The organism is Psychrobacter piscatorii (assembly GCF_043641605.1).
GTDB lineage: Bacteria > Pseudomonadota > Gammaproteobacteria > Pseudomonadales > Moraxellaceae > Psychrobacter > Psychrobacter piscatorii_C.
Map to the genome: position 1 here is coordinate 53,325 of NZ_JBHZRK010000009.1, position 20,089 is coordinate 73,413.

A 20,089-nucleotide genomic window follows, 5' to 3' on the forward strand; every position below is an offset into this window, starting at 1 on the left:
ATATTAATCAATCGCAATCATAAACAAAACTGAGCATAAAAGTATGCTAGGATAAGTTTTTGGATGCAATGGCTTTGCCGTTTGCGTAACAAATTCTCATCATATCTCACGATTTATCTTTAGTCTGACGCTATCTGATGTCGCTATAATCGATGTCAGATTTATGAATATAAAATCCAAGGTCACAAAATGCACGTTAAGTTTTGCGGATTTACTCAGCTTAGTGATATACAGACTGCGGCACAGTTAGGTGCAGACGCAGTCGGTTTGGTGTTTTATCCACCAAGTCCGCGTGCGGTCACAATAGAGCAAGCACAAACATTGAGCGCTGCCGTACCTGCTTTTGTGAGCGTGGTGGCGTTAGTGGTTAATATGCCTAAAGATGAGCTAGTCAAATTAGCAAACGATGTACCTTTTGATATCATTCAGTTTCACGGTGATGAAACGCCTGAGCAATGCGAGCAGCTAGCAAGCACAGTCAATAAACGCTGGATCAAGGCATTGCGTATCAATGCAGAGCAAGACACACCCGATAGCGTTCGTGCTCAGATTGCACAGTTTGCTGACGCAGGTGCCAGTAGTATTTTGCTCGATGCTTATCATCAAACGGCATATGGCGGAACAGGGCAGCGCTTTGACTGGAGTCTCATTCCCCAAGACAGCGCGCTACCAATTGTATTGGCTGGTGGTCTTGATGCGCAAAATGTCGCAGAGACATCAAATCTGCCTATCTATGGCGTCGATGTCAGTGGTGGTATTGAGGTTGATAAAGGTAAAAAAGACGCCGCCAAAATGCGTGCCTTTATGAAAGCAGTCAAGCGCGACCGATGGCAAAACGCTACGGTCACTGACGCCATTTAAGTTTGTTATCGTAGGTTGTTTTCTATATATAATAGGCTTATTTGATCGTTATTCCGATTTTTCCGTTCCAATCTTATTTCATTTTTCTCTTTATATTTATTCTAAAAAATACCACTTATTACAGTAGGAATTATCATGAGTCATGTCGCGAACAAAGATTTATCTACTACAGCGCAATCTGTAAACACCTTTACCAATCCTGAAAATGTACAGGATTTTAACCAATACCCCGATGCACGCGGACATTTCGGCGTACACGGTGGTCGCTTTGTCTCTGAGACGCTGATGGCGGCATTAGAAGAGCTTGAGACACTTTATACTAAAGTCAAGGCAGATCCAGCGTTCTGGGAAGAGTATCATAACGATTTGGTCAATTATGTCGGTCGTCCAACACCGCTTTATCATGCCAAACGCTTGAGCGATGAGATTGGCGGCGCACAAATTTATTTTAAGCGTGAAGACTTGAATCATACAGGCGCGCACAAAGTAAACAACACCATTGGTCAGGCATTGCTTGCCAAGATGTGTGGTAAAAAACGTATCATCGCTGAGACTGGCGCAGGACAGCATGGCGTAGCGACGGCGACAATTGCCGCACGCTTGGGGCTAGAGTGTATCGTCTATATGGGTGCTGACGATGTTGAACGTCAAAAAATGAACGTTTATCGTATGCGTTTGCTTGGTGCCACTGTCGTGCCAGTGACGTCTGGCTCACGCACGCTAAAAGACGCGATGAACGAAGCCATGCGTGATTGGGTGACTAATGTCGATAGCACGTACTATATTATTGGTACCGTTGCAGGGCCGCACCCTTATCCGCTATTGGTTCGTGATTTCCAAGCGATTATTGGGAAAGAAGCGCGCATTCAGCATTTAGAAAAAACAGGCAAAATGCCAGATGCCTTGGTTGCTTGTGTCGGTGGTGGCTCAAACGCTATCGGTTTGTTCTTTGACTTCCTAAACGATACTGACGTTAAGATGTATGGTGTCGAGGCGACAGGTGATGGTATTGAGTCAGGTCGTCATTCAGCGCCATTGGCTGCGGGTCGTATCGGTGTATTACATGGCAACCGTACTTACCTCATGGCAGATGATGATGGCCAGATTCAGGAGACACATTCTATCTCAGCGGGTCTTGACTATCCTGGCGTTGGTCCAGAGCATAGCTTCTTAAAAGACATGAAGCGCGTTGAGTATGTTGGCTGTACCGATAAAGAAGCGCTAGAAGGCTTCCATGAGTCCACGCGTAAAGAAGGCATCATCCCTGCGCTTGAGACTGCTCATGCCGTCGCTTATGCATTGAAACTGGCCAAAACCATGACGCCTGATCAGACAATTATCGTTAATATGTCCGGTCGCGGTGACAAAGATTTGCATTCGGTGATGAAGGCAGAAGGGATTGAGATGTAGGAAGAATAGAGTAGTTTAGATGGTTGTATAAGAAAGTTTAGCAGCGTATTGATTCGATTAGGTATCATAAATCTCAATACGCTAATTGATAACCACTCTATAGAGTAGAGTGGTTATCAATATTGCTAGCTATTTTTTAATTATTGATAGTATACCTCCATGAATTTGAACCGCTTAATACCGAGTAAGCCTAGCCAGTTGAGCAAATATCCAGATCAAACGGTGCTAACAGCGCCAGTCACAATAAGTGTGGGTGTGCCTACTGAAACAGTCAGTTTTTGGCAGAGTTATGGTTTCTTTGTAGTTGTCATTGTATGGTCAGTGATTTATGTCTTTATGGCCGTTTGGGAGTTTTCGACAGGTTATACGGTTACGACAATTGATGAAATTTTAAGAAGTATTATTGGGCTTTGGTCTTTTTTAACTATTCCCATGCTGTTTTTATTCCTGATGATATATTGGTTGCATCGTACCTACAGAGGTTTTGTCGTTCCAAATCCATGGGTTGCAAAGCGGTTGACTTGGAAGCATGTGCCAATCATGGTTATTAAAGAAGATAGCATTAGCTTTCTATCTAGCTTCTTTATATTCATTGATAAGCTACATCATGATCAGATAGTAAGCTTTGATGATGTTGAAAAGTTTTATCTAAATCAAAGTAGTCATTCTGGTATTGGTTTTTCGATAATATATAAAAAACAGCACGTTGCAGCTATGAAAAATAAAGATAAAAGACTTGAAGGCTTGTTAGCTCACAAAAAATTTACGTTATATGAGCATTACAATGTTTTGAATGGCCGGTATTATATTGATTTGCGTGAAATTCTAAATATTATGAATACTTTTCACAAGCAAAGAACTGATGGTATTAAATATTTGTCGCAAGATAACCACGATAATTTAATGGATATTGGCTGGTAAGAATACACTTATATAAGCTAAAAATTTATTTAACGAAATTATAAGAGAGCATTATGACCAGAATTGAAAGCACTTTTGAAACCCTGAAATCACAAAATAAAAAAGCTCTAATCCCTTATGTGATGGCAGGCGATCCTAATCCTGCAACGACCGTTGGTCTATTGCATGACTTGGTCAAGCACGGCGCAGATATGATCGAAGTTGGCTTGCCGTTCTCTGATCCGATGGCAGATGGCCCTGTGGTTGCGTTGGCTGGTGAGCGCGCATTAGCAGCAGGTACGAGTACTCGTGATGCGCTCAAGATGGTGGCAGAGTTTCGTCAAACAGATACGCAGACGCCAATTATTTTAATGGGTTATCTTAATCCTGTTGAAATCATCGGCTATGACAATTTTGTCGCGCTATGTGAGCAGTCAGGCGTTGATGGTTTATTGATGGTAGATTTGCCACCAGCAGAGGCGGGCAGCTTTACGCAGCATTTGACCGACCATTCGATGAATGAGATTTTCTTGCTATCGCCAACGACGTTGCCTGAGCGCCGTGAGCAAGTATTGACCCATTGTGGTGGCTATATTTATTATGTATCGCTAAAAGGTGTGACTGGCTCAGCCACGCTAGATACAGACGATGTTGCGACCCAAGTCCAAGCAATCAAAGCAGAGACAGACCTGCCAGTATGCGTTGGCTTTGGTATCCGTGATGGTGCCTCTGCAAAAGCAATTGGTACTCATGCGGATGGTGTTATCGTGGGTAGTGCGCTGGTACAGAATTTTGCAGATATCGATGCCAATGATACCGATGCGGTAGCAAGTGCTCAGCAAAACATCATGGCAAAAATGGATGAGCTGCGTGCAGCATTAGACAGTCTGAGTGCTTAATACTCATTATCCTAGCATTGCCTTTATTGAGCTAACAGCTGCATGATGTTTTAAGTATCTCATTGAGGCGATTTGATAAAGGTGATAGTTATAAAGGCGATAGTTGATTTGAAGGGGTTATTTTGAGTAGTTGGCCTTGAATCGCGAAGTTAGATAACGGGAAGCAATGACTCAAAAACGTTACTGAAAGATGACGTTAAATGACTTTGCTAAATTTAGTTTACGAGTGTAAACTAACATGACTATTATATGGCGTCTGATAGCCGTGGTTTGTCAGTGACTAGTTTCAAAAAGCATTTGCCAAAAAGTCTCAACAAGCACATCATCTATCAACAAGCACCTAACCAAATGATCGACACGTAAGATTGATACATCAGCGTGTCGCATAATTGCTCATGTTATGACTGGGTTTGACGCTTTGTTTAGACAACCATTAAACTCTCAATGACAAGCGAATGAGCCAACTTGTCAATAAGCCTTTTATGATGGCAAATAATATGACTGATACAGCAACAAAACTCGATAATAATACTGCTAAAGCCGAGCCAAACAGTAACGCGGATAGGCAGTCATGGTTTAACCGTCCTATACCAGGTATCAAGCAGCAATTAACTGCGCAATTGACCGCGGTAGAGACTGAACCGTCGACCAAATGCAGCAATTGTCATTCTGTGATTACCAACACCGCACTGATTTTTAACTGCTATGTGTGTCCACACTGTGATCATCATTTACCGATGAGTGCTCGTGAGCGCTTGAATTGGTTGCTTGATCAAGTAGACGGCGAGACAGGGCAGGAGTTCACTGCCAAAGATCCGCTGAGCTTTGTGGATAGCAAGCCCTATCCTGCACGTATGAGCGAAGCGCAAGAAAAGACGGGCGAGAGTGAAGCATTAGTTGCCATGTACGGCAAGTTGCGGAACCTTGATATTGTCGCTTGTGCCTTTGATTTCCGTTTTATGGGCGGCTCGATGGGGTCAGTGGTTGGCGACCGTTTTGTACAAGCCGCTGAAAGAGCGCTTGAGCAAAAAGTACCGTTAGTGTGCTTCGCTGCTTCTGGCGGTGCGCGTATGCAAGAAGGTCTGTTATCATTGATGCAAATGGCACGCACGGCGGCAGCGATTGAACGTTTGAGAATCGCTGGCATCCCTTATATCGTGGTATTGACTAACCCTGTCTATGGCGGTGTGACTGCATCATTGGCCATGCTAGGTGATATCCATTTGGCAGAACCAAAAGCGATGATTGGCTTCGCTGGTAAGCGTGTGATCGAGCAGACGGTGCGTGAGACGTTAGAAGAGCCGTTCCAACGTGCAGAGTTCTTGTTAGAGCATGGCGTCGTAGATGAAGTGGTGCATCGTCATCAACTGATCGATACCATCTATCGTTTGCTCGCAAAACTGTGCCACGTACCTAATGTAGATGCTTAATAAGATGTATGGCTCAGTATCATGAGTTAATTATTGAGTGCATAAACGCCTAGCAGCGTGCTAACATCTACTACATATGCAAGACCCTCTAATAGCATTTATCGTCATTGCACGGTAAATGCTATTTTTGGTTTTAGCCAACACATATATTTCTATTTCTTATCAAATTTCATATAGGTTTTATCCATGTCTGATCTTGTAGCGTCCAACTCTAGTAGCCCTAACGACAAAGTTGGTTTGGCCAGCTTGACCGAATGGCTAAATTATATGCAGCAAATACATGTGTCTGCGATAGATATGGGACTATCGCGTGTATTGCCTGTTGCCGAAGCGCTAGGAGTAGTACAGTCAGCCAAAGATGACGCTTATGTCTTCACTGTGGCAGGCACCAACGGTAAAGGCTCTACGACCGCTGTCATCGCCGAAATGTGTAAAGCCGCAGGTTACAAGACGGCACTATATCAATCGCCACACCTGAGTGTCTTTAATGAGCGCGTGCGTATCAATGGCGAGATGGTCAGCGATGAGACGCTGATTGATGCTTTTAGCAAAGTAGAAGCAGCACGTTTAGAGTGCGATTTGACCTTGTCATTCTTTGAGATGACAACGCTGGCAGCATTACTCATATTTGCTGAGGCAGACTGTGATGTGTGGGTGTTAGAAATTGGATTGGGTGGACGGTTAGATGTGGTTAATATTATTGATCCTGATATGGCAGTGATTACTAATATTGGTATCGATCATGTCGACTGGCTAGGTGACAATGTCGAGGACATCGGTCGCGAGAAAGCAGGTATATTGCGCCAAGGTATTTCTTTAATTTATGGTGCTACTGAAATGCCATCTAGCGTGCAGCACGCTATCGATAATGAGCAAGCGACTTGTTATCAAATTGGTCAAGACTTTAGCTACCGCGATATTGACTCAATGATTTGGCAATACAGTAATGCGGCAGTTACCTTGCAATTACCACGCCCTGCGCTGTCCTTGATCAATACTGCCAATGCACTATCGGCGGTACTTGCAAGCCCGTTGAGTGTCGATATCAGTACCATCGAGCAGGCATTGCAAACTGTCAAACTGGCAGGGCGCTTTGATTATCGCGAAAGCCATCATCGCCATTGGTTGTTTGATGTGGCGCACAACGAGCAAGGCGTGGAATTTTTATTAGCGCAGTTATTGCCATTTTGGCAGCAGCATTTGAGTAAACACGGTAGCCAAGCTGGTAGAGATCTCCCAAAAATCAAAATGTTGTTCTCTATGTTGGGTGATAAAGATATCGACAAAGTAGTACAACGTCTGACTCAAGCAGGCTTGCCGATTAGTGATTGGTTCATTGCTGAGATTGATTATCCTCGTGCCGCGAGTACCGAGCAGCTACAAGGCGTCTTAACTCAATATGTGGATAGGGCCAACATATATGAATTCGATGGCTTGCATGCAGCGACGTATGCGGTGATAGCTGATAGTCAGCCACAAGATCTAATCGTCGTATGCGGTTCGTTTCATACGATTGGAGAGGCGCTCGCTGCACTTGCCGTATGATCATTTAAGTTAAGGTGGCGCCTGTTTAGTGTTAATCTTAGTACTTGCCTGATAGCAGACAGCACGAAAAATATGCTTTATAATCAAAATGATTTGCAAGACTGGCATAAATTTTGAACACTGATGGCAGTAACTGGCGGTACGAGACGTTTATTAGCGCAATTATCTATATTGCTGTGAGACAGTCCCTGCGCCGCTCAATCAACCTTATTACCAACTAAGAGACGTAAACGGATGAACTTTTCGAGACAAGCCTTATTGGGCATTGGGATGATTCTAGGCGGTAGCGTGATGTTATACGCCATGGTGCAGCAGATTGGCGAGAGCAACCAGCCACAGCCAACATCAGCGATGATAGAGAAGCCAACGACCGAGCAAGAATCTCCGCAACCGCTAACGACTGACATCGAGACAGAAAAACGTATCCTTGCGCAAAAGCAAAAAGAACGTGCTGCTCGTGTTGCCGAGCAGGAGAGACGCGCACAGGAGTTTTTGACAGAACAAGAAGTGGCTGAAGCAGAAGCGTTGGCCAAAGCCCGCGCTGAAAGTCAGCAGTATGTCAAAAATATCGCGGCGACAAATGAACAGAGTGAGAGTTCAGAAGACGTAAAAGACACAGAAAAAAGTGTCAAAAGTAAGGAAGTGCAAGATGCTGAAAAATTGGTTAAAGCAGCCGATGATGCAGTGAATGAAGCCAAAGCAAAAAAGCAGGCGGAAGATGATCAGCAGCAGGCCAAAGCAAAACAAGAAAAAGCCGCTGCTGAAAAACTAGCAGAAAGTAAAAAAGAAGCAGAAGCAAAAAGACAAGCGGACGCTCAAGCTGCGGCCGAAAAAAAGAGAGAGGCAGCTGAAGCGGCTAAAAATGAACCACCAAAATCGCCCTCTGATTATCAAGTCAAAAAAGGCGATGGGCTGATTAAGCTCGCAAGACAGTACAACATGCCTGTCGAAGTCTTGGCTCAAGCAAATAACATTTCACCATCGACCTCATTACAGCTGGGTCAAAACATTACCATACCTTCGCGTAATCAAGTGCAACGTCTGGAGCGTGAAGCCGCTGCTGCCGAAAAAGCGGCTGAGGCTAAGCGAGACGCTCAGCAAAAGCTTCGTGAGGCTCGTCAAGAAGTCAAAGAAACCGATGCGAAAGGTAGCTTTGGGGTGCAAGTAGCGCTCGCAGATAATCAGGCCAAAGCGGATCAGTTAGCGAAAAAATTCAAAGAGGCCGGATATCAAGTGAAAACCAGCCCGACCAGTCGCGGTGTACGCGTCATTGTCGGTCCTGAACGTGGAAAGGTCGCTGCATTGGCATTAAAAGATAAGATCAATAGCGATTCTAACGTCAATACGAACGGTGCTTGGGTGCTTTACTGGCGTTAAGCTGTAGACTCAGCAACTGTTGTCAGAGATTGATGGGTAGATAGATGAAATATTTTCTTTAGTGCTGACTTGAATTATTATTTAATGATTAAAACACGACATCTGCTGTCGTGTTTTTTGTTTTATCGTTTGCCGATTGGCGCAAGCTTGGTTACGATGAGCACCATTTTCATTACTCATTTTTGTATAACCTGTCAGCCTACAAAGGTTGCCCTGTGGTGATCAGCCAGTCGTTGACTATTCAGAGTTGTGAGCGCTAGCCAGTCACTTGTTATATTGTATAAGGTAATATCATGTCATTTGGCGCTATATTTTTAATCTTGGCCGTTGGGTTTTTAGGGCTGATTACGTTACCAAAGCTATTGGCGAAACGTCCAGTCGCAGAGCCTGAACCAAAGCCTGTGCGCGGTGATGAGCTGGCTATCTGGCCATTTGCCCCAATGCCAATCATGACCGACACTGAGGTCATATTTTTTAATAAATTAAAAAATGCGCTACCGGAGTATCATATCTTCGTGCAAGTTCAGTTGTCACGAATCATTGAAGCCAATAGTGACGAGACATCGGAGCGCAGCTTTTGGTTCAATCGTATTTGTCGTCAGAGCGTTGATTATGTGATCGTGGATGTTGACGCTCAGACCACGCTTGTTGCTATCGAGCTTGATGACTGGACACATAGTAGTAAAGCACGGCAAAAGGCTGATGATAAAAAAGACAAAGCCCTTGCCAGTGCAGGCATCGCCATCGTTCGTTTTCACGCTGAGCGTATGCCTAGTGCCGATATGCTGAGATATGAGCTAATGCAGGTGATTGAGAGTTATTGATGACTTGTTTTCAGCAGAAAAATGAAATTAGCTGTGTTGCTCCCTTTTTTATTGTAACAATACTGTTATATTTGTTTACTTTATAGATAAATTATTCAAATAAGAGTATTATTGCTCCATTCAAAAGCAAACTTAAGTTTTCTATTATTTATCAGACTTCTTGACTGAGTTTGTTTTTAATTAGAGCTAACTTTTGCTACTTCTACTCTTTGAAATATCTCTATAAAGGACCGTGCGATGAAATTTTTTAAATTGAGTACATTGGCGTTAGCGAGTGTATTAGCGTTAGCAGGCTGCGGTGATGATAGCAACGACTCTGTTGGCAACGGCGGCAATACATCAGATGTGCCTGTCAAGCCACCTGTTGATAATAGTCTATCGGAGCTTGACCAAGCAAAAGAGATGATTCGTACTGCCAAGTTATTCGTGAGTGACAACCAAGCAGTCACAGAGGCTTATGAAGGCGCAAGTGATATCCTCACCGACAATCAAAGCACGCGTCTTAATTATACGTTTCATATCCCAAGTGATTTGCAAGAGTATATGAAAGAACAAAATCTCTCAAAGCTTACCGCAGCGAATATTATGGCCTTGTCTAATGATCAAGCATTTGACACCTCGCTGGGTAACATCGTTCTGACACCAGAGTCAGACTTTGTGGCAACGCTCAATGCAGATGGGCAGTTTGCTTTGACGGGTACGACCAAAGTGGATGTGCAAGAGTATAATTATATTTATAACCCGGCGACTAAAGTTTATGATGAAACCACGGCTATTGTAGATACTTTTACGACTGTATTTGATGGTTATGAAAATGCGCTAAGCTCTAATACGAGTACCTCTAACTTCAATGGCAGCTTAGGTTTTGAAAGCATTAAAATTGGTACTGGTATTGATGCGGTTGTTTTGAGTTCGAGTACCAAGGGCGCAACAGTTAGTGGACAATTTAGTGATAAAGTTGTGGTCAATGATGACTTTGATATGAATGATGTCAATGAAGCTGGCATTACACTAGAGAAGGCTGTTATCAAATTAGGTAGTCTAAAATTGTCTGCCAATGATAGTACTATTGAAGCAAAAAATTTAGAGTTTGCAGCATTAGATATCAGTAGAAAGTTGGCAGATAATAGCTTATCTGTCAGAACGATACCTTATAAGATTGCAATAACAGGCAAGTTGACTAAGGCTAAGCCTACTACAGACATAGAGATTACGCTTAACGCAACTGCTAACGATAATGATATAAAGAAATTTATCACTATTGATGGGGCGGATAATATCGAAGAAGCAGCAGACCAATATGTCGGTATGGAAATCGTATTGGCGATCAAAGGAAACGTGACCAAAGAAAGTGCAACGATTATTCCGCTTGACTTCCAAGCCAACCTCAAGCGTACGGCTCGTAATATTATCGAATTACAAGGCCTCACAGCCAGCGTAGAAGGTAAAAAGTTATTTGTAAAAGGCCAATCTACTTTAGACAATAACTATGATGTGGCTGGTACACAGTTCACAGTTGAGCAAAATAAAGCGTCGATCACATTAAAGGTTGACGCTGACGGTGACTTCATCAAAGATAGTATGGGCAAGTTAGGTGATATCATGGTTAATGGTAAAGACTATGGCGATTTGATGGATAATGATGGCAAAATTACCGCTAAGTTTAATGATAATAGTTTAATAATTCTTTAATTGAGCTATGTTCATACCTCACTTTCAGATGTTTCTATTCATGATTGAGGTATAAAAAAGAAAAAAGAGACAGCACCAGCTGTCTCTTTTTTGTGCCCTTTGACAAATGTGAGAAACCAATGTCAACTTCTGCTTCAACTCTATGTCATTTGCTACCTGAAAACGCCGTATTATTTCTATATAAACGTATGAGGATGATTATTACACCAACGACTACCAGTATGATTGTATCTGCTATAGTATCTACCTCTACGATTGCTCAAAGCAATAGGGTTGATAATGATGCCGGTGTGAATTTTTACCTCAATCCACAAACAATAAACTTCGTAGATATTAACGCTGAAATAACAGATACTCAGAGTGCTTGGACAGTCATGGCCACTGCGCATAGCCCAGCTCAGCCTATATCTGAATTTTTGGACGACTGGGATGCACCTTTAGGCTCAGGTGACCATGCTTATGTACAAGGCCGAGCTTCTTTTGAGATTCGTCCTGCGAATAGTGCGATTAGCTATGGCTTAGGATGGCGTTATGATTATTTAATGAGCTTTAGTGAGCAGACTGCTAAGGTCTACTGGCAGTATGAAAACCAGCTGCCCCCAAGCACCAGTCAGACTTATCCTTTGTATTTAGAAGCTAAGCACAACGAAAGAGTAGGGGCTAATATTGGTTTTACTAAAAAGGTTTTGCCAAACTGGCAATTAACGACTCGTGCCAACATATGGCAAGGATTGCATGCTTTAGATGGCAAAATAATAGGTGATTTGAGTACAATCGGACTACCAGCTAGTGAAATGACAAATATACGCGACAGCTTAGATGAGACGCATGCTGATATCAATTATTATTATGATAAGCCCGCCTTAGGTGAAGAAAATCTGGGCTGGAACCCAAACAAGCCTTCAGGATATGGTTATTCGTTTGATTTGCAACTGAAAGGCGATCTATCCGAGAATACAAAATTATCTATTGATGCTTACGATGTACTTGGACGTATGCATTGGAAAGAGATGCCAAGTACCCGTTATACATTAGATTATGATATCAATGGTCGACCTTTATATACCATAGAAGGGCAGCTTGATACTGATGATGTCACACAGACATTACCATGGCGGGTAGAGGGTAGTCTTCAGCATCAAATAAATAATCACTGGCAGCTTGGTCTACAGGGGCAAGTAAATGATATTCAGGATTTATACCAGCTATCGGCAGGTTATCAGACAGATTATCGTACTTATCCAATGACCATCACAGGACTCATAGAGCCGCAGACGCACGCACTAGGTCTGGCGCTAGACAGTCAATATGGTGGTATCAGACTACTGACAGACAGTCTCAATTGGGACGAGGCTAAGCGCAGTGAAGTCAGCTTATACGGGCAGTATGCTTGGTAGCTATGATATAAACAAAATAGCAGCTCCGCTCAGACTATTCTTTTATTTGGTCTAACGGTCTTGGGTAAATAACGATTGGTCGATTATCTTCGAAATATAAACCTGTCTTAGGTAGCTCGCTATCTGACCAAACTATTGGCTGCTCATGACCACCATAAGCATTTCGCTCATCATAAAAGTCGCGCTTGGTGAACCACTCAATGTAATGCGCGGCTCGCAAAGCTGTAGTGTCAATCGTTGCAAGACTTGCCATGTCTCTTTTATCGCACCACTCATGTATTGGAAAACTCGGCGTTAGCCAATATGGCCAGTCATAATCACCGCAACCAGCTGTGTTTATCGGTAAAAAGAATCGCCCTTTGATCACGCCATAACGCTTATTAATTTTTACCTGTCCATGGTTTTCTGTATCTACCCACACCGCTCGAAACTGCTTGGTTTGCATGTGCGTCATTTTACGCTGTAGATTATCATTGGAGTTAATCCCCACCCAGTTCACAGGCTCAAAAGGCGCTGAGCCCATAAAAAATTTAATGGCTAGTTCCCAATGCTCCACCAGATCCTCTTCATGATTATACAAAATCAAATCAAGCTCACCGACGGTCTGTTTGCCATTATACAGCTGTACATTATTCGCCAGTGTCTCATACGGATGCAGCTTGCGCACAAAGCCATCCTCTAACCAAAATGATAGCAGTCCCTCAAAATGAAATCCCAGTCGATTGGGACTTGGGCGTTTGAGTAAATAGCGAGTCAGCTCTTGATAGGCGGTAGTGGTGTCTAGCTCTGTTAATCGTTGCTCATACGCTTCAAACTGCGCCTGCCAAAAGCTTGCACTATGCACGGTAACCGTGTGGGTATTCTCATGCGGTGCAAAATCTAGCCACTGCGTCAAAACATTGGGACACGCCAATACATAAGCCAAATCACGCACGTAAGGTCGCTTATACGCTTCCCAAGGTGAATCATCTATGAGGCGATTAGGTATAGGCTGATTGATAGGTTCGGGCATAGGATAAACCAGTGTGAAGAGGTAGCATTTACCCTAACGGCTCGCTCTATAAAAGTCTATAGATGACAAGTATCCGATAGGGCAGTGCTCGGTTTTTTGGCTTTAAAACAGGATATTAATGTGATGGATATGAATACTGATATCAGATGGTGATAGCAAGTAAGGTAATAGGATGCTAACTACCGCTTTAAGTAGAGAGAGTTGCCATTTAGGCTGATATTGAGATGACTTTTCTTGTGGCTTAGTTGGAATATGATTTTTCTGTTTCATGTATCTAGCTCCATAATTTACCGTAACTTGATTGCCACGGTTTATGGTTGCTATTTTATGAAGTAAGGTCATTCGATAGTTCTATATAGAAAATGGCAAAGTTCTATAGAACTTCATCAGCTTTCTTTAGCCATTTTGCAACGAAGTCTTTTTTAACTGACAGCCCTAGTCCCTCGGCTTTGGCTTGAATAAGCTTATTAAGTTCTCCATAAGGATCGGCTAAGTGTTCTTTATCATATTCAGCCATTTTAATAAGTGTGGTGACTAACGCTTGCATAGAACCTACACTTTTATGGTGTGTTGGCTCGTCATCAATCGGTGTATTTAGTTGAGTTACTTTGTGACCCCTATCTATTCCTTCAATAGCCTTTGGCGTATTAAGGGTCAAATCATAAGCAGAAGGCTCTAGGTTTAAAACTTTGCTTAATTCCCTAATATCAATATAGACATCATCTCTTTTAATAATAATTGTATCTATCAAATCTTCATGACCAAAATGCCCTTTATAAACTGGTTTTTCATTAAAAAGAGCAGCTCCTTTATTTAATATAGTGACCTCGCCTTTAACATCAATATCGTTAAGATCTTCTTTCGTGTGGCTACCTACATATTCGAAGTAATTCAAATCAATAATATATCCACCACTAGAACGTAGTATAAACCTATCGTTCTCTAAGTTTCTAAAAGAAGACTTTAACCTTTCTTTAGAAATCTTCGGGAAATGAAACATATTAGAGTGTCTGTCACGAAAGTAACCATCAAAACGCCACATATTTTGAATGTTTTCATTTTCACGATAAAATTTATTTTCAACGAATGCCTGCAAAACGCCATAACCTGAAAAATGAAAAACTGGCTCAATTTCTGCACTGTCTAAAGCTCGTTGCAAAAACTTTTCAGTTCCTAAAATCTCAAATATAGAAGCTTTAATTTTCGATTCAGCTATTTTAATCATTTCATCTATAGACACATAACCTTTCACAATTCACACCTCTATACACCATTAAATCAAAGTAGATATAAGACAAACTAGCCTAAAGCTATATGGATGACTGGCTTTAGATTGTTGATCATGCCTTGCAAGATTTTTATTATTATTTGCTCAATCAAAAAATCATACAATTACTAGCCAAATTTAGCACAAAAAAAAGCCAACCATTGAAAACAATGATTGGCTTTTCTCTTTACTGCTATATTTGGTCGGAACGGCAGGATTTGAACCTGCGACCACTACACCCCCAGTGTAGTGCGCTACCAGACTGCGCTACGCCCCGAATGACTGACTATTTTACGCAAAATTATGCATATTGCAAGAGCTATTTATATCAGCCAAAATCTACAACACCATTCTGCCCAGTATAGTCAGTCTAACTGCTGCGCCGCTCGTATTAACCCAACAATTCTTTTAGAATTTGGTTCACTTGCTGCGGGTTAGCACTACCGCGGCTGGCTTTCATGACTTGACCGACCAGACCGTTAAAGGCTTTCTCTTTACCGCCGCGATATTCTTCGACCATCGCTTCATTTTTTGCGATGACTTCTTCGACCATCGCTTTGATAGCGCCAGTATCGGTTTCTTGCTTGAGGCCTTTGTCTTTGATGATTTTATCTGCGGCATCATCATCGTTGCCGCCTTCGCGCTCATATAGCGCACTAAAGACTTTCTTAGCCAATTTGCCAGATAGCGTGTCATCTTTGATACGCTTAAGCATACCAGCCAGTTGTTTGGCGCTGATAGGGGAGTCGATGATGTCGGTGTCATCTTTGTTCAATGCGCCGAGCAAATCGCCCATGACCCAGTTACCAGCCATTTTGGCATCTGCTTGCCCAACTTCTGCGACCACAGCTTCGAAATAATCGGCAATTTGACGACTACCAGTCAAGATACGAGCGTCATACTCTGACAGACCAAGCGCTTCTTCAAAGCGTGCGCGACGAGCGACTGGCAGCTCTGGCATCGCTGCTTTAATCGCATCGACAGTATGCTGCTCGATTCGGACAGGTAGCAAGTCAGGATCAGGGAAGTAGCGATAGTCGTTGGCGTCTTCTTTGGTACGCATGGTACGCGTTTCATCACGCTCTGGATCATATAGCATCGTTGCTTGTACCACTTTGCCACCATCTTCCAAGATATCGATTTGACGTTCGATTTCACGATTGATAGCACGCTCGATAAAGCGGAACGAGTTTAGGTTTTTTAGCTCAGTACGTGTACCGAGGTCGGCGCCTGGCTTGCGTACAGAGACGTTACAGTCACAGCGGAATGAGCCTTCGGCCATCACTGCGTCTGAGATACCAAGCCACGTGACTAGTTGATGAATGGCTTTGATGTAGGCAAGTGCTTCGTGAGCAGAGCGCATGTCTGGCTCAGAGACGATTTCGATTAGTGGCGTACCTGCACGGTTCAAATCCACACCCGTCATACCATCGACTGCGTCATGGACAGATTTACCTGCATCTTCTTCTAGATGCGCGCGGGTGATACCCATACGTTTAGGATATTCGTTCTTCTCACCTTCGTTGACCACAACATCGATGTAACCTTCACCCACGATAGGATTGGCCATCTGGGTGATTTGATAGCCTTTAGGCAGGTCAGGGTAAAAGTAGTTTTTGCGGTCAAAGGTATTAAATAGACCCAGCTCAGCATTGACACCGATACCGAACTTTAGCGCGCGATCGACCACGCCAGCATTTAGTACTGGTAATACACCAGGTAAGCCTAGATCGACGATACTTGCTTGGCTGTTTGGCTCATGACCAAAGTCAGTCGGCGCACTAGAGAATATTTTACTTTCTGTATTTAGCTGGCAGTGAATCTCGATACCGATGACCACTTCATAGCCATCGACGAATAGCTCTTTACGCACGGCATGCTCGCGGACGGCATTGTTATCAGTAGTAGCTGTACTCATTATACCGTCTCCTTTGCGATGGTAGAGTGTTGTAGATGATGGTCTGTATGCTGCTGGAATAGATGCGCAGTCGTGAGCAATTGACTTTCTTGCCAGTGCTTACCGATTAATTGCAAGCCAATAGGTAGACCCTCTGTCGTCAGACCTACTGGCTGGCTGAGCGCAGGTAGACCTGCTAAGTTGACCGCGATGGTATAAACGTCACCCAAATACATCGTTGCAGGATCAAGATTGTCAGTAAGCTTGTAAGCTGCCGTCGGTGCGGTTGGGCTAGCAATCACATCACAGCTAGCAAAGGCTTCATCGAAGTCTTTGACGATTAAGCGGCGGATTTTTTGTGCTTTAGTATAGTAAGCATCGAAGTAACCAGCAGATAGCGCATAAGTACCTGTCAAGATACGGCGCTGTACTTCAGGGCCAAAGCCTTCAGAGCGTGAGCGCGTGTATAGATCAATCAGGTCCGTTGGGTTTTCACAGCGATAGCCAAAGCGTACACCATCGAAGCGTGACAAGTTCGATGATGCTTCGGCAGGTGCTAGCATGTAGTAAGTGGCAAGCGTGATCTCAGGATCAGTGATGTTCACTTCTACAATTGTTGCGCCCAGCTCTTCGTATTTCTTGAGCGCGGCACGTGCTGCTTGCTCGACTTCGCTATCAAGCCCTGTACCGAAGTATTCTTTAGCCACACCAATACGAAGACCGTCAAATGGCTTATCACCAGCCGCGGCCTCTGCATCATTGATGTCTTGTACGTAGTTAGGCATATCGTATTTAATAGAAGTGGCATCGCGCGGATCGTGACCAATCATTGGCTGAAGTAGGTAAGCGCAATCTTTAGCGCTGCGTCCCATGCTACCAGCTTGATCTAGACTTGAGGCATAGGCAATCATACCAAAGCGTGACACACGGCCATAAGTAGGCTTGATACCGGTTAGGCCACAGAATGAGGCAGGCTGACGAATAGAGCCACCCGTATCACTACCAGTCGCAACAGGGACAAAACCTGCGGCAACCGCGGCAGCACTACCACCTGATGAGCCACCAGGGACGCGCTCTAGGTTCCAAGGGTTCTGTACCGTACCGTAGTATGAGCTGCTGTTATCTGAGCCCATCGCAAACTCATCCATATTGAGCTTACCTAAGCTAATCATGCCAGCTTTGTCGATGTTAGAAACAATAGTCGCATCATATGGAGAGACAAAGTTATGCAGCATCTTTGAGCCACAAGTCGTTAATACGCCTTGAGTACAAAAGATGTCTTTGTGCGCCATCGGTACGCCAAGTAGTGGACGCTGATCGCCTTGTGCACGCATCTCGTCTGCGGCTTTTGCTTGTGCACGTGCTGTCTCAGAGGTATGTGTAATAAAACTATTGATCTTGCTGTCCAGCGCGTCTATACGCTTGATGTAATGCTCGGTTAATTCTGCGCTGCTAAATTGTTTGTTTTGCAAGCCAGCAATCAGCTGCTCGGTACTTAATAAATGAAGTTCAGACATAAGGTGTCGTCCGTCAAAATGTGAATAGCATAAAATAAAATAGGATAATGGCAAATGCGTGGTTGTATTATTCAGCCACTATTATTCAATCACCTGAGGTACAAGGTATAAGCCCTCTTCAACAGCAGGCGCGACTGACTGATTGCGCTCGCGATTGATGTCGTGTTTGGCTACATCAGCACGTAACTCTTGGCAAGCTTCATGGATATTGGCTAGTGGTTTGATGTCTGTCGTATCAACGTTAGATAAGGTATGCATCAATTTTAATACTTTACTGATATCATCGGCATAGCTATCGGCAGTGCTTTCATCGACACCCAAGCGCGCAAGGTTGGCAACTTCTAGGATTTCTTCGCGGCTGACAGTGTTGTCAGACGTTGCTGGTTGCTGAGACATAGTTTCTCCAGTTAAGGACAGTTTTGTTAGAGTGGTTGACTACGATAGTCAGAATACGTAAGCCCTAAAATAGAATTGGCGATAAAGTTGGCTTATTATAAAGCATCTGACCCAAGTTTACAGAGCATGAGGCTTGATTGGTGCACAATATCCATCAACACACCGTATCAATCAAGGCATAGTGCTGACATAGCAATACACAAATACTTGCAAAACTGACCGAATAATTCATGATTGATTTTCAATTGCTTCCCAATTAGGTTCTAAAATACGTTACAGTATGCACCTAATACTAAGCAAAACAATTATCTGCCTGTAGAGCTTTGTTAGTTATCACATTAAAAGCGGCTTCATTGAGTTGAATGATAGTCACTACTATTTCAAACTTTGTAACAACTTTTAGCGTCTCAGGCAAAAATCCTTGCTTACTGATGCAAATACCTATGTTTTTTTTGAGCTAAATCGGTATAATTTAGCACAGTTTTTCATATCATCATTATTGCTTAGGTTTGACTGGTTGCGATGATTCACTTTCGCTCCCGTTAATGTCTAACGACGACCTGCTCAACACTGACGAGTAACCCCTCAGTCAATCTCATTCGCCTCATTCGTAAGACGCTGGATATATTAGTCATGAACCTGTTTGGATTTTTATCAAATAATATCGCTATCGACCTCGGTACTGCGAACACCCTTATTTTTATTCCTAATAAAGGCGTCGTACTTGACGAGCCTACGGTGGTCGCGTTACGCAGCAATCGTACTCAAAACCCGACCGTCGCTGCTGTGGGTATCGATGCCAAGCAAATGCTGGGTCGTACGCCTGCCAATATCACAGCGATTCGCCCGCTAAAAGACGGTGTGATTGCTGATTTTGAAGTGACGCAAAAAATGCTAAAACACTTTATCACTAAGGTAAAAGCCAAGCGTTTTATGGCACAGCCTAACGTGGTGGTATGTGTGCCATGTAAGTCTACCTTGGTTGAGCGTAAGGCGATTCGTGAGGCAGTATCATCAGCAGGCGCGAGCAAAGTATTATTGCTAGAAGAGCCAATGGCTGCGGCTATCGGTGCTGGCATGCCTGTTCATGAAGCCAGTGGTTCTATGGTCGTTGATATCGGTGGTGGTACGACTGAGATTGCCGTTATCGCGCTATCTGGTTGCGTCTATGCTGAGTCTATCCGTATCGGTGGCGACATGTTTGATGAGGCGATTATTACACATGTGCGCCGTACGCATGGTTGTGTGATTGGTGAGACGACCGCTGAGCGCATCAAAAAAGAAGTTGGCTCTGCATTGAATGAAGACAGCAAGCTAGAAGTAGAGGTTCGTGGTCGTAGCATGGCAGAAGGCGTACCAAAGACCTTTATCGTCAATTCAGAAGAAGTACAAAAAGCATTGACTGACCCATTAAGCGGTATTATCAGCGCTGTAAAAGTTGCCCTTGAGCAGACACCGCCAGAGTTGTCATCGGACATCGCAGAGCGTGGTATCGTATTGACGGGTGGCGGCGCATTGCTACGCGATCTTGACAAGCTTATCTCACAAGAGACTGGCTTACCAGTGACGGTAGCAGAAGACCCATTAACCTGCGTTAGCCGTGGTGGTGGTATCGCCCTTGATTTCATCAATAACAAAAGTTTGAACATGATTTTTGTTTAAACA

The 20,089-nt window shown here is 43.5% G+C and carries 17 protein-coding genes and 1 tRNA gene; 11 read left to right on the plus strand and 7 right to left on the minus strand.

The window, feature by feature from the left end; translation table 11 throughout:
- Nucleotides 1-189: 189 nt before the first annotated feature.
- The 10 genes from ACHUET_RS09570 to ACHUET_RS09615 all read left to right on the plus strand — a co-directional run bounded on the left by ACHUET_RS09570 (nt 190) and on the right by ACHUET_RS09615 (nt 12,335).
- Nucleotides 190-861 (plus strand): phosphoribosylanthranilate isomerase, encoded by a 672-nt coding sequence (locus ACHUET_RS09570; RefSeq protein WP_394212429.1) that lies wholly within the window; start codon nt 190-192, stop codon nt 859-861.
- Nucleotides 862-996: 135 nt separating this feature from the next.
- Nucleotides 997-2,271, plus strand: coding sequence for a tryptophan synthase subunit beta (gene trpB, locus ACHUET_RS09575; protein ID WP_201599184.1), 1,275 nt, complete (start codon nt 997-999; stop codon nt 2,269-2,271).
- A 159-nt stretch (nt 2,272-2,430) separates the two neighbouring features.
- Nucleotides 2,431-3,192 (plus strand): hypothetical protein, encoded by a 762-nt coding sequence (locus tag ACHUET_RS09580; protein WP_394212430.1) that lies wholly within the window; start codon nt 2,431-2,433, stop codon nt 3,190-3,192.
- 53 nt (nt 3,193-3,245) lie between these two features.
- Nucleotides 3,246-4,070, plus strand: coding sequence for a tryptophan synthase subunit alpha (trpA, locus tag ACHUET_RS09585; protein WP_201599187.1), 825 nt, complete (start codon nt 3,246-3,248; stop codon nt 4,068-4,070).
- A 485-nt stretch (nt 4,071-4,555) separates the two neighbouring features.
- Nucleotides 4,556-5,500 carry an acetyl-CoA carboxylase, carboxyltransferase subunit beta gene (accD, locus tag ACHUET_RS09590; protein ID WP_178379272.1) on the plus strand — a complete coding sequence of 315 codons (945 nt, stop codon included), beginning with the start codon at nt 4,556-4,558 and terminating at the stop codon, nt 5,498-5,500.
- Between the two features lie 186 nt (nt 5,501-5,686).
- A complete protein-coding gene (locus ACHUET_RS09595) occupies nt 5,687-7,045 on the plus strand; it encodes a bifunctional folylpolyglutamate synthase/dihydrofolate synthase (RefSeq protein ID WP_394212431.1) in 1,359 nt (452 codons plus the stop codon).
- 234 nt (nt 7,046-7,279) lie between these two features.
- A complete protein-coding gene (locus ACHUET_RS09600) occupies nt 7,280-8,422 on the plus strand; it encodes a LysM peptidoglycan-binding domain-containing protein (protein ID WP_394212433.1) in 1,143 nt (380 codons plus the stop codon).
- A gap of 293 nt (nt 8,423-8,715) precedes the next feature.
- Nucleotides 8,716-9,246 carry a DUF2726 domain-containing protein gene (locus ACHUET_RS09605; protein ID WP_371532694.1) on the plus strand — a complete coding sequence of 177 codons (531 nt, stop codon included), beginning with the start codon at nt 8,716-8,718 and terminating at the stop codon, nt 9,244-9,246.
- 237 nt (nt 9,247-9,483) lie between these two features.
- On the plus strand, nt 9,484-10,938 hold the full coding sequence (locus ACHUET_RS09610) for a hypothetical protein (protein WP_394212434.1): 1,455 nt from the start codon (nt 9,484-9,486) through the stop codon (nt 10,936-10,938).
- Nucleotides 10,939-11,159: 221 nt separating this feature from the next.
- On the plus strand, nt 11,160-12,335 hold the full coding sequence (locus ACHUET_RS09615; protein WP_394212435.1) for a hypothetical protein: 1,176 nt from the start codon (nt 11,160-11,162) through the stop codon (nt 12,333-12,335).
- Nucleotides 12,336-12,369: 34 nt separating this feature from the next.
- Here the strand turns inward: ACHUET_RS09615 and ACHUET_RS09620 are convergent, their stop codons facing one another.
- From ACHUET_RS09620 to gatC, 7 genes are all read right to left on the minus strand, one after another.
- On the minus strand, nt 12,370-13,347 hold the full coding sequence (locus ACHUET_RS09620) for a DUF1853 family protein (RefSeq protein ID WP_394212437.1): 978 nt from the start codon (nt 13,345-13,347) through the stop codon (nt 12,370-12,372).
- Nucleotides 13,348-13,449: 102 nt separating this feature from the next.
- The gene (locus ACHUET_RS09625) at nt 13,450-13,617 is read right to left on the minus strand and encodes a hypothetical protein (protein ID WP_394212439.1); all 168 of its coding nucleotides are present in this window, start codon (nt 13,615-13,617) and stop codon (nt 13,450-13,452) included.
- Between the two features lie 103 nt (nt 13,618-13,720).
- Entirely contained in the window at nt 13,721-14,599 is an 879-nt protein-coding gene (locus ACHUET_RS09630; protein ID WP_394212441.1) for a hypothetical protein, read from the minus strand.
- 215 nt (nt 14,600-14,814) lie between these two features.
- Nucleotides 14,815-14,891 (minus strand) — tRNA-Pro (locus ACHUET_RS09635).
- Between the two features lie 114 nt (nt 14,892-15,005).
- A complete protein-coding gene (gene gatB / locus ACHUET_RS09640) occupies nt 15,006-16,532 on the minus strand; it encodes an Asp-tRNA(Asn)/Glu-tRNA(Gln) amidotransferase subunit GatB (RefSeq protein WP_394212443.1) in 1,527 nt (508 codons plus the stop codon).
- Nucleotides 16,532-18,028 (minus strand): Asp-tRNA(Asn)/Glu-tRNA(Gln) amidotransferase subunit GatA, encoded by a 1,497-nt coding sequence (gene gatA / locus ACHUET_RS09645; protein ID WP_394212445.1) that lies wholly within the window; start codon nt 18,026-18,028, stop codon nt 16,532-16,534. The genes gatB and gatA overlap by 1 nt, the downstream gene beginning before the upstream one ends.
- Nucleotides 18,029-18,109: 81 nt before the next feature.
- Nucleotides 18,110-18,424, minus strand: coding sequence for an Asp-tRNA(Asn)/Glu-tRNA(Gln) amidotransferase subunit GatC (gene gatC, locus ACHUET_RS09650; protein ID WP_201599209.1), 315 nt, complete (start codon nt 18,422-18,424; stop codon nt 18,110-18,112).
- A 624-nt stretch (nt 18,425-19,048) separates the two neighbouring features.
- On the opposite strand from gatC, the gene ACHUET_RS09655 reads away from it, so the two are divergent.
- Nucleotides 19,049-20,086 carry a rod shape-determining protein gene (locus ACHUET_RS09655; RefSeq protein ID WP_443517537.1) on the plus strand — a complete coding sequence of 346 codons (1,038 nt, stop codon included), beginning with the start codon at nt 19,049-19,051 and terminating at the stop codon, nt 20,084-20,086.
- Nucleotides 20,087-20,089: the final 3 nt, after the last annotated feature.

What these genes read in the sequence shown, in the direction of transcription:
- gatA (WP_394212445.1), bottom strand. Translation starts at nt 18,028, where the DNA reads ATGTCTGAACTTCATTTATTAAGTACCGAGCAGCTGATTGCTGGCTTG.
- ACHUET_RS09605 (WP_371532694.1), top strand. Translation starts at nt 8,716, where the DNA reads ATGTCATTTGGCGCTATATTTTTAATCTTGGCCGTTGGGTTTTTAGGG.
- ACHUET_RS09625 (WP_394212439.1), bottom strand. Translation starts at nt 13,617, where the DNA reads ATGAAACAGAAAAATCATATTCCAACTAAGCCACAAGAAAAGTCATCT.
- trpB (WP_201599184.1), top strand. Translation starts at nt 997, where the DNA reads ATGAGTCATGTCGCGAACAAAGATTTATCTACTACAGCGCAATCTGTA.
- ACHUET_RS09600 (WP_394212433.1), top strand. Translation starts at nt 7,280, where the DNA reads ATGAACTTTTCGAGACAAGCCTTATTGGGCATTGGGATGATTCTAGGC.
- gatC (WP_201599209.1), bottom strand. Translation starts at nt 18,424, where the DNA reads ATGTCTCAGCAACCAGCAACGTCTGACAACACTGTCAGCCGCGAAGAA.
- trpA (WP_201599187.1), top strand. Translation starts at nt 3,246, where the DNA reads ATGACCAGAATTGAAAGCACTTTTGAAACCCTGAAATCACAAAATAAA.
- ACHUET_RS09620 (WP_394212437.1), bottom strand. Translation starts at nt 13,347, where the DNA reads ATGCCCGAACCTATCAATCAGCCTATACCTAATCGCCTCATAGATGAT.
- ACHUET_RS09615 (WP_394212435.1), top strand. Translation starts at nt 11,160, where the DNA reads ATGATTGTATCTGCTATAGTATCTACCTCTACGATTGCTCAAAGCAAT.
- gatB (WP_394212443.1), bottom strand. Translation starts at nt 16,532, where the DNA reads ATGAGTACAGCTACTACTGATAACAATGCCGTCCGCGAGCATGCCGTG.
- ACHUET_RS09580 (WP_394212430.1), top strand. Translation starts at nt 2,431, where the DNA reads ATGAATTTGAACCGCTTAATACCGAGTAAGCCTAGCCAGTTGAGCAAA.
- ACHUET_RS09595 (WP_394212431.1), top strand. Translation starts at nt 5,687, where the DNA reads ATGTCTGATCTTGTAGCGTCCAACTCTAGTAGCCCTAACGACAAAGTT.
- accD (WP_178379272.1), top strand. Translation starts at nt 4,556, where the DNA reads ATGGCAAATAATATGACTGATACAGCAACAAAACTCGATAATAATACT.
- ACHUET_RS09610 (WP_394212434.1), top strand. Translation starts at nt 9,484, where the DNA reads ATGAAATTTTTTAAATTGAGTACATTGGCGTTAGCGAGTGTATTAGCG.
- ACHUET_RS09570 (WP_394212429.1), top strand. Translation starts at nt 190, where the DNA reads ATGCACGTTAAGTTTTGCGGATTTACTCAGCTTAGTGATATACAGACT.